Raw genomic sequence first — 8,758 nt, forward strand, 5'->3', positions numbered from 1 at the left:
GTCTCGTCGGCAAGGATACGCGCCATGTCGAGCTTGAAGACGCCAGCCCCTGGCCGCATCGCGATTCCATATTCCAGACAAAAGGCGCGCATCTGACAGATAAGCTGTATTCTGTTTGCGGAGATCCGGTCTCGGATCCGATGAAGCGCCTGCAGATCGATTTGCGCTTCCTGTCTTATCTCGACAAAGCGCATCGTCGGACGGACCACCGCATGCTGCTGGTCGCGGGCCAGAAGTCAAACCAGGAAGCGGGCGGGCAGTATCTGCATCGCGGTATTGCCGCACGAGCCTTCCAGCGCCGCTTCGAGCTTGCTGATCACGTGAAGGTCGTAGGCGCCAGCCTCATAAATGGGCTGCTGACCATCGAGCTGAAGCGTGAGCTTCCCGAGGAGATGAAGCCGCGCCGCATCGCCATCGCCGCGGGCGAGGGGCTGCCAAAGGCCGGTAACAAGCAGATAGAGGCCGAGAAGCAGGCCGCCTAAAGCCTCTCGTCTGCGGAGCTTCCATAAGGCGTCGGACCGTGTGCCGGCGCCAAGGGAAAGTTTACGAACTGAGAGAACCAGGAAAGGAGATAATCATGAGTGTTCGTGATCTGATTCCGTGGGGCCGCTCCAACCATCAGGTTCCTACGGTGTTTCGCGATGACGATCGCAATCCGTTCCTCTCGCTGCACCGGGAGATGAACCGGCTGTTCGACGACGTTTTCCGTGGCTTTGACGGTCGGCTGCCAGCGTTCGGCTCGCTGTCCTCTTTCAATGGGGCCTGGCCGAATGTCGAAATCTCCGACAGTGAGAAGGAAATCAAGGTAACGGCCGAGATCCCCGGCCTCGAAGAAAAGGATGTCGAGGTATTGCTCGACGATGGTGTGCTGACGCTCAGGGGTGAGAAGCGTTCCGAAATCGAGGACAAGGAGAAGCAGTTCTCTGAGCGCTTCTATGGTCACTTTGAGCGGCGCATCCCGCTCGGGGTCGAGGTCGAGGAAGACAAGATCGAGGCGCACTTCAAAAACGGTGTGCTGAACGTGGTGCTTCCTAAGAGTCCTAAGGCTCAGTCACAGGTGAAGCGCATCGCAATCAAGAGCTGACGATCAGCGGGGCCGGCGGCCCGGCAAAGCACCGCCGGCCCCGGCTTTGCGGGACTGTTCGGCGCTGCTCTCTCCGTTGCTCTCGCCACTCTGGGCATCGCCTGGGCTCAACACGGCTCCCATTATGCCGCCGTTCAGGCAAGCTCAATGGTTCTCGGAGGCATTGCCTTGCTCTGTTACGTGTCGCGGTTTACCAGATCCTGATGAGTACCCGCGCCAAAGCCCTAACAGCTACACTGGCCTCGCTCCCGCTATGGCTGCTCGTTGCCCTTGGTTTGCACGCCATTATTCGAGGATAGCGATGCAGATCGAGCTCTCGACATCATCGCTTTCCGATGGACGATGGTTACGAATATCTCATCCGCTTCGCGTTGGGCGGAGCCGCACTGTGCTCACCGGACTTATCAGCTCCGCGTTTGGCGCTTCGATCGGTGGGCTCTCTTGGCACTGCCGGCAATTTCTACGCCAGTGCAACGTTGATCGAACGGCATGAAATTCGTCGCAAGCGGGACGCGGGAGGTCGCGGAGAGTGCCGGGGCCGAAAAGCCGCTGCGCTCGGCAGTGTGGCGATGGTGGCCTTTGCCGTGGTTTTCCTATCCGTCTCGCCTTATGGCGCGGTGGCCGCGTTTCTTTGTTCGGCGATTGGGTGGATCCCGACCGCGGTCAGCCTGTGGTACGCGATATGGGGATTGAAATGATTGGTGCGACGGCTCGGTTCGAAGTCGGAACGGAACCATTCGCATACATCGGGACCCGCGATCCCTGAAGAGGCGTACCGGTAATACGCTCATCAACCGATAACTTAATGCTGGCGGGGACCTATACGATTTCCCATCGGGCCGTCTAAATCGGGGTTTAGCTAAACAGCTCCTTGCCATCTTTCCTCAGCTGACCTCTGCTGATTTTAAGTCTGTCCTTCAGCGTTTTACGACGGTGTCCGCAATCTTTATTAACGTGTCATCGGTTTTTTTCTCTTCCTTTCTCCACTCGTTGATAACGCGCCTCGTTTAACAGACACATTCACATCAAGCAGTAGCGCTTCGCGCTTCGCACTGCGTCGTTGATCTCGGCGGCCAACTGGGCCTCGCCCATTTGATGAAGGTTACCGGCCAGCGCCGAAGCTTGAGCCGAACTCATGGAGAGCGGCTCATCGTCGGCGTAGCAGAACTTGATGCGCCAAAGCCCTTCCTGATTTCGATGCGGCTCGATCAGGATTATCGGAAGATCTGGTAATCCGTTTTCAAAAAATAGCACCGACAGCGCGCCCATCATGGCATCTCACTAAATTCGTCGGGGATCTGTCCTTCCCGATAAAAGATCGCCGGCTTCTCGTCATAGTCGCCGGTTTCATCATCAGAGGTTATGGAGAAGGCAACGACGCCTGCCTTGGACAGTGCGAGCCTCTGCGCGGTTCGACGGGCGCCCTCAGCTGATCGACACACAATCGGCCTGTCTGGCTTCAACTGATCGCCTTTTGCGGCATTAAAGGCCTGCACGAGAAATTGCGTTTGCGACGACATTCCATGAGCGTGCGCCCTTTCTGGTCCAATAGCTATTCATTAGTTCTGAGTCTTTCCTCATAACGCAGGGTGCCCAAATGTGGATTGGACCGGCCCCTTGTATTTTCCCTAAGTGACCATAGATGGGTGAGGTTCGAACTGTCCCTCTGGCTTGTTGACCGCGCCGAAACCGGCTCCATTCCCCAAGACATCGCTGAACTCGGATCAAGCTTGCACGGAGGTCGTGCGAGCGAACGCGCTTTTGCGCATCTTGGAGATTACAAATGGCAACTGGAACAGTGAAGTGGTTCAACGCGACAAAGGGCTTCGGCTTCATTCAGCCTGACGGTGGCGGGCAGGATATCTTCGTTCATATCAGCGCGGTCGAACGCGCTGGCTTGAGCTCCCTCGACGAGGGTCAGAAGGTTTCGTTCGAAGCCAAGACCGACAGCATGCGCGGCAAGACCAGCGCTGAAAACCTTCGCGTCGATTAATTCGCCGATTTGGGGTGCCCACGGATGTACTGGGACCTTTGGATCGGTTGCGTGTCCTCGTTCAGAGGTGTGCTCATGTTATCGAAGTGCGATGAAGACCGCCGGCCGCAAAGCCGGCGGTGTTTTGCTCGTTGTGCGGCGCTTGCACCTTAGATCGGCAGCTATTCGGCCTGAAAGAACTGAACACGAAACGTTCAACGGCAGCGCTGGCGTGGAATTCCGCCGCAATTGGACTTGTAAAAACTCAGTCGCGACATGTCCATTGAATGCGGACGATAGGATCTCGCTGCCGCAATATGAGCCGCGATGCTGGAATCGCGAATCGGCACACAAAACGCGATCCCCACAAATCAGGTAGCCATGAAAACCTTTAAGCATAAGCCGAACGAAACTCAGTTGGAGGAGCTTCGGCCCGGAACGCTCAGCGCGCGGACATCATCCCGACTGAGGGTTTTGCAATGGTCGTGGACGGAAAGCTCAAGGGTAACTTTGCCGATGAGCAAGCTGCCAAAGCGGCGGGCGAAGAACTTTTAGAAAGATTTCCGATGCTCCGCGTGGAGGTCTATAATGCGGAAACGAGGATCCGTACTAAGGTCGATGCCATAAGTTAATGGCATCTCATCGAGTCCATCCCGCTTCGCCGTATCGGTCTTTAGGGCAGAGAGGATCGGCTTCACGCCGGCCACATCTTCGACCGGGCGTTGCTGAGAAATGATTCTGAGCAGCCATTTTGGAATCTTCCCCAAGAAACCGTACATCGCTCGCCGCATGCGCGAAGCCCGTTTGTGAAGTTCTGGGTTTGACTCTATTTCGTTCTCAAGAACGAATCCGGTCTACGGAAACGCAGCTACGGCCTTGTTAATAAATCGTTCTCGGCCGGGCGACAGTTTGCCCTCGCATGCGGCGCCAACCGTGCAGCCGGAAAGGCGCGAATGCTTCAGACATTCTTTCACAGAGGGTCATGGTCCCGCGCTCGAGCAGCACCGTGGAACAGCACTTCTCCGGTGCGCGAGGAACTATTTTGGTCTGCCCCTATGAGGTGGTCCGGTTTCAGTCTTAATGCATGATGGGCTTTTCGGCCATTGCTTGCGCTGCTGGTGGAAGCGATCCGGCTGGCTTTGAAGACCAGACAATGGCCTCCGGTGCCGGTGGTTTGTATCCGAGCGATGAGTGAGGCCGCTCGGTGTTATAATAGCGCCGCCATGCTTCGATGATGACCTTTGCCTCGGCGAGGCTGTAGAAGATCTCGCTGTTGAGGAGTTCGTCGCGAAGCTTCGAGTTGAAGCTCTCGCAGTAGCCGTTCTCCCAAGGGCTGCCCGGCTCGATGAACGCGGTCCTTGCGCCGACAGCCGCGATCCACTCCCGCACGGCCTTGGCGATGAATTCCGGGCCGTTGTCGGAACGAACATGGCCGGGCACACCGCGCAGGATGAACAGATCCGACAGGGCGGCGATGACGTCGGTGGAGTTGAGCTTGCGATCGATGCGGATCGCCAGGCACTCCCGGGTGAACTCGTCGATGATGTTGAGCATGCGGAACTTCTGCCATTGTGGGTCCGATCCTCGACGAAGTCATAGGACCAGACATGGTTGGGGTGCTCCGGTCGAAGCCGGATACACGATCCGTCATTCAGCCAGAGACGCCCTCTCTTCGGTTGCTTCTGGGGAACCCTCAGCCCCTCCCGTCGCCAGATGCGCTCGACGCGCTTGGCATTCACCGTCCAGCCCTCGGAGCGCAGCATCGCCGTAATCCTGCGATAGCCATAGCGGCCATACCGGGAGGCGAGCCGGATGATGTCGGCGGTCAACGCCTCCTCATCTGCTCGGCCTTTCGGCGTCTTGCGCTGGGTCGAGCGATGCTGGCCTAGAACCTTGCAGGAAAAGCGCTCCGAAACGGAGAACTTCACCATGACATGGTCGACGCAGCGACGGCGCCGGGAAGGGCTCAGATGGGGTATTCGGGGTTTTCCTCGCCAAGGCGTCCGTTGCGAGGCGAGATTGAAGCTCCGTATTCAACATCGAAGGAGCCCGTCATGTCACTGTTTGCTGGCCTCGATATCTCCGTGAAGACGACCGCTATTTGCGTCCTGGACGCGAACGGGCGAGTCCTTCTCGAGACGATGGTTGATAGTGCACCAGCGGCAATAGCCGGTCGCTTGCACGAGTTCGGTCAGCCTTTCGAGCGGATCGGATTGGAAGCAGGACCATTATCCCAGTGGATCTATGCTGGTCTCGTCGACGTTGGCCTCGCGGCGATCTGTGTCGAGACCCGGCATATGCATGCAGCGCTCTCGGCACGCATCAACAAAACCGACCGGAACGACGCCCGCGGGATCGCCCAGATGATGCGGGTCGGGCTGTTCAAGGCGGTCCACGTCAAAACTCCCGCCAGCCAACATCGAAGACTTCTGCTGACCTCTCGCAAATTGCTGCAGCGGAAGATTTATGACATCGAAAATGACCTGCGGGGCTCGCTGCGTAATTTCGGACTCAAGGTTGGTGTGGTTGGCAAAATCAAATTTGAGGACCGTATCCGTGAGCTCGTTGCAGATCATTCGTTCGTTGCTGCAATCGTCGCTCCGCTGTTAGAGGCACGAGCAGCTCTACGAGCTCAGTTTGCTAAACTTCACCGCATGCTGCTTGATCTGGTGCAGGTCGATCCGGTCTGTCGCCGCCTGATGTCCGCGCCAGGGGTCGGACCGATCGTCGCTCTCACGTTCCGAACGTGCGTCGATAATCCCGCGCGATTCTCAAGATCCAAGTGCGTGGGTGCTCACTACGGACTTACGCCGCGCATTTATCAGTCCGGCGAGATCTCCAGGACGGGTCGCATCTCCCGATCTGGGGATGTGATGCTGCGATCCAGTCTCTATGAAGCAGCTCTCGTCGTATTAACTGGTCCAGGTCGCTGGAACCCGCTCAAGGCCTGGGGCATTGCAGTGGCGCGCCGGCGCGGAATGCAAAAGGCGATGGTCGCAGTTGCACGCAAGCTCGCGGTCATACTTCACCGGATGTGGAGGGATGATACCGACTTCCGTTGGAGCGCAGCTACAACCTAATCACAGAGGAAAACGACAACCGATTCAACTTCCTCCACGCTGGAGGAGGCGTCCCGCGAGGACGACGGGATTGGGTGAGACCGAGGAAACTCGTGCGGCGTACTTACGACCGCGCGGCTTAGATGGCTCCGCCCTTTCCCTCTGATCCCATCATGAGGCTGCAAAATGCTGACCTCGGAGAGAAGCAAGAGCCTCGCAGGATGATCTCTAACATCGTGGACATGCAAAAAGGATTGCATCATGCGCCCCGAATAGAGAAGAAGTTTCCCGAGGCAGCCTCTTTCAGAATCAGCTTCTCGAGCGTCAGGTCCGACACAGCCTTGCGCAGCCGGTCGTTCTCTTTCTCAAGATCCTTGAGGCGTTTCACCTGATCGCCCTTCAGGCCACCAAACTCCTTGCGCCACCTAATGGGATGGACGGCTCTCCCTCCACCATTCAGGCTGAGAGCCTGCAACAGGAAGGAGAGCTGCAATGAGCATTGAGGTTCTCGGCATCGATATCGCCAAAAATGTATTCCAACTTCACGGTGTGAACCGCGGTGGCGGGGTCGTGTTCAAACGGAGGGTCATGCGCGATCAGCTTCTGGAAGTGGTCGCTCAGATCGAGCGATGCACGATTGTTATCGAGGCATGTACCGGAGCATTCTACTGGGCTCGTAAATTTGAGGAGGTCGGGCACCAGGTGAAGATCATCAGTCCGCAATATGTGAAGCCGTTCGTGCGACGGCAAAAGAACGATGGTAATGATGCCGAGGCCATTTGTACGGCCGCACGTCAACCCCACATTCCCCTCGTCCCAAAGAAGAGCATCGAACAGCAGGATATTCAGGCGCTGCATCGTGTGCGGCAACGGATGGTCAATCACCGGACCGCTGTCGTCAGCCAAATTCGAGGTCTCCTGCTCGATCGTGGGTTCGCTATCGGCAAGAGCATCACCCGAGCGCGCCGCATAATCCCGGAGATACTGTCTGACGTCGAGAACGAAATAACCGTACTCGCTCGCGAAGCACTCAACGAACTCTATGATCTCTTCCGCGACCTTGACCGCCGCATCATCATCTTCGACAGGAAGATCGATGCGGTGTTCCGCGACAGTGAGATGTGCCAACGCATCGCAAAGATCAAGGGCATCGGCCCAAAGACGGCGACTGCGATTGTCGCCGCCGTCGGCGACGGGTCCGAGTTCAAGAATGGCCGTCACCTTGCCGCCTGGGTCGGCCTCGTTCCGCGACAATTCTCCAGCGGAGATCGAACCGTGCTGATGGGCATCTCAAAGCGGGGTAACCAGCATCTGCGCAGACTGCTCGTCCATGGCGCCAGGGCGGTCGTCCGAACGGCCCCCAACAAGACTGATCATAACAATCAGTGGGTCAACCAGCTTCGGGAGCGGCGTGGCTTCAACCGCGCAACGGTTGCGGTCGCCAACAAGAACGCACGGATTATCTGGGCCGTGCTTCGAACGGGCGAACCGTACCGCGCCACCTTCTGAAGGCCTGCCCGGGAGTTTGCGAGACGACGGAGAAATGAGACGCACAGGTCGGACCGGCGTGCCATGAGCCTGACTATTATCGAGGCCCTTAGAGGCCTACCAGCTGTAGAGGCAGGTGCGAGCGGATTCCCCATTTGGGCGCCCCGATTGATCGGGTGACGCCGGATAGATGTTTGCAACGGGCCAGGCGGATCAGTTCAAAATCGACTTGCAACGGGAGAGCCGTCCATAGAGGTAATACGTAAACTGCGTCACGCCGATCGAACGAACCGCTTCGCCAACCGTTCTGCCTTGCGAAAGTAAAACATCAACCTGGCGCAGCTTCGCTACAATCTCTTCCGCCTTGTGCTTCTTCTGGGGCATTCCAACGTCCTCTCTAACGGCTGATAGCCTAATTCAGGGAGGACCACTTTTCAGGGGGAAGACCACTTTGACCTGAGCCCCAATAGCACCCCAGTCGCTTTCGTTTCTGCCGCGCATTCCTGCAGGAAAACTGAATGGCGGAGACCGTTCCCCCGTTGAAAAAAGGGTTGCGACCTTCATGGCGCAAAACAGACTATCAGTTGCACAAATTCCTAAACCCCGCGCAGATCCTTTCCGCAACAAAACCGACGGCGGTGTCGACGCCGTTCTCGGCTCGGATAGCGGCACCGAGATCGGCAGCGCGGGCGCGCATATCAGGATTGTCCATTGCCCCGAAGGCGGCAGCGAGGTCGTCGGCAGTCATCGCTTTCTTGTTGAGCGGCCTCGGCCCGACCCTAAGAGCGACCACGCGGCGGGCCCAGAACGGCTGGTCGCCGAAGAAGGGGCAGATTGCCGTCGGCTTGCCGGCGCGCAACGCGGCGCCCGTCGTCTCGGCGCCACCGTGATGGAACGTGGCGTGCATAAGCGGAAAGAGCTGGTCGTGCGGCGCACGCGATGACCTGTATGTCTTCGGCCGCCGCAACGACGTCGCCGAGCGCGCCGCTCACCGTCGCGAGCAGGCCGCGCTTGCCGGAGCGCCTTAGGCCTTCAACCACGAGGCCTGTCAGCCGCTGCGGATCAACGCCGGGCATGCTGCCGAAACCGACATAGATCGGCGGCTCACCCGCTGCAAGGAAAGCGGCAAGCTCGCCGTCGGGACTCCAGTCCGGC

9 protein-coding genes and 3 pseudogenes are annotated in these 8,758 nt (G+C 58.0%); 6 read left to right on the plus strand and 6 right to left on the minus strand.

The genetic code is table 11. The annotated features are described in order from the left end of the window. From GGQ85_RS20180 to GGQ85_RS20190, 3 genes are all read left to right on the plus strand, one after another. Positions 1 to 482 (plus strand): Hsp20 family protein (locus GGQ85_RS20180; protein WP_309776006.1); only part of this gene is annotated, 482 nt, incomplete at its 5' end. A gap of 95 nt (positions 483 to 577) precedes the next feature. Next, entirely contained in the window at positions 578 to 1,084 is a 507-nt protein-coding gene (locus GGQ85_RS20185) for an Hsp20/alpha crystallin family protein (protein ID WP_309776007.1), read from the plus strand. A gap of 335 nt (positions 1,085 to 1,419) precedes the next feature. Continuing rightward, positions 1,420 to 1,782, plus strand: a complete 363-nt coding sequence (locus GGQ85_RS20190; protein ID WP_309776008.1) for a hypothetical protein — start codon at positions 1,420 to 1,422, stop codon at positions 1,780 to 1,782. A 322-nt stretch (positions 1,783 to 2,104) separates the two neighbouring features. Here GGQ85_RS20190 and GGQ85_RS20195 read toward each other — a convergent pair whose 3' ends face one another. Together GGQ85_RS20195 and GGQ85_RS20200 are read right to left on the minus strand one after the other, a co-directional pair. Continuing rightward, a complete protein-coding gene (locus GGQ85_RS20195; protein ID WP_309776009.1) occupies positions 2,105 to 2,356 on the minus strand; it encodes a hypothetical protein in 252 nt (83 codons plus the stop codon). Then, the gene (locus GGQ85_RS20200; protein ID WP_309776010.1) at positions 2,353 to 2,604 is read right to left on the minus strand and encodes a hypothetical protein; all 252 of its coding nucleotides are present in this window, start codon (positions 2,602 to 2,604) and stop codon (positions 2,353 to 2,355) included. Before GGQ85_RS20200 ends, GGQ85_RS20195 begins: the two co-directional genes overlap by 4 nt. 263 nt (positions 2,605 to 2,867) lie before the next feature. On the opposite strand from GGQ85_RS20200, the gene GGQ85_RS20205 reads away from it, so the two are divergent. Beyond that, positions 2,868 to 3,077: a cold-shock protein gene (locus tag GGQ85_RS20205; RefSeq protein ID WP_079447074.1), complete on the plus strand. Its 210-nt coding sequence runs from the start codon at positions 2,868 to 2,870 to the stop codon at positions 3,075 to 3,077. A 1,056-nt stretch (positions 3,078 to 4,133) separates the two neighbouring features. On the opposite strand, the pseudogene GGQ85_RS20210 reads toward GGQ85_RS20205, so the two are convergent. Then, positions 4,134 to 5,026: pseudogene (locus GGQ85_RS20210) on the minus strand (IS3 family transposase); the annotation flags it as partial. Positions 5,027 to 5,110: 84 nt separating this feature from the next. Here GGQ85_RS20210 and GGQ85_RS20215 point away from each other — a divergent pair. Continuing rightward, on the plus strand, positions 5,111 to 6,136 hold the full coding sequence (locus GGQ85_RS20215; RefSeq protein ID WP_309776011.1) for an IS110 family RNA-guided transposase: 1,026 nt from the start codon (positions 5,111 to 5,113) through the stop codon (positions 6,134 to 6,136). Between the two features lie 253 nt (positions 6,137 to 6,389). On the opposite strand, the pseudogene GGQ85_RS20220 reads toward GGQ85_RS20215, so the two are convergent. Further along, positions 6,390 to 6,542 (minus strand): annotated as a pseudogene (locus GGQ85_RS20220) (IS3 family transposase); the annotation flags it as partial. A 65-nt stretch (positions 6,543 to 6,607) separates the two neighbouring features. Between GGQ85_RS20220 and GGQ85_RS20225 the strand changes: the two are divergent. Beyond that, the gene (locus GGQ85_RS20225) at positions 6,608 to 7,624 is read left to right on the plus strand and encodes an IS110 family RNA-guided transposase (RefSeq protein WP_309776012.1); all 1,017 of its coding nucleotides are present in this window, start codon (positions 6,608 to 6,610) and stop codon (positions 7,622 to 7,624) included. Between the two features lie 234 nt (positions 7,625 to 7,858). On the opposite strand, the pseudogene GGQ85_RS20230 reads toward GGQ85_RS20225, so the two are convergent. Together GGQ85_RS20230 and GGQ85_RS20235 are read right to left on the minus strand one after the other, a co-directional pair. Further along, a pseudogene (locus GGQ85_RS20230) lies at positions 7,859 to 7,987 on the minus strand (IS3 family transposase); the annotation flags it as partial. A gap of 196 nt (positions 7,988 to 8,183) precedes the next feature. Further along, on the minus strand, positions 8,184 to 8,510 hold the full coding sequence (locus GGQ85_RS20235) for a glycosyltransferase (RefSeq protein ID WP_374708943.1): 327 nt from the start codon (positions 8,508 to 8,510) through the stop codon (positions 8,184 to 8,186). Positions 8,511 to 8,758: the final 248 nt, after the last annotated feature.

The sequence above is a fragment of the Nitrobacter vulgaris genome, from assembly GCF_031453995.1.
GTDB classification, from domain to species: domain Bacteria; phylum Pseudomonadota; class Alphaproteobacteria; order Rhizobiales; family Xanthobacteraceae; genus Nitrobacter; species Nitrobacter vulgaris.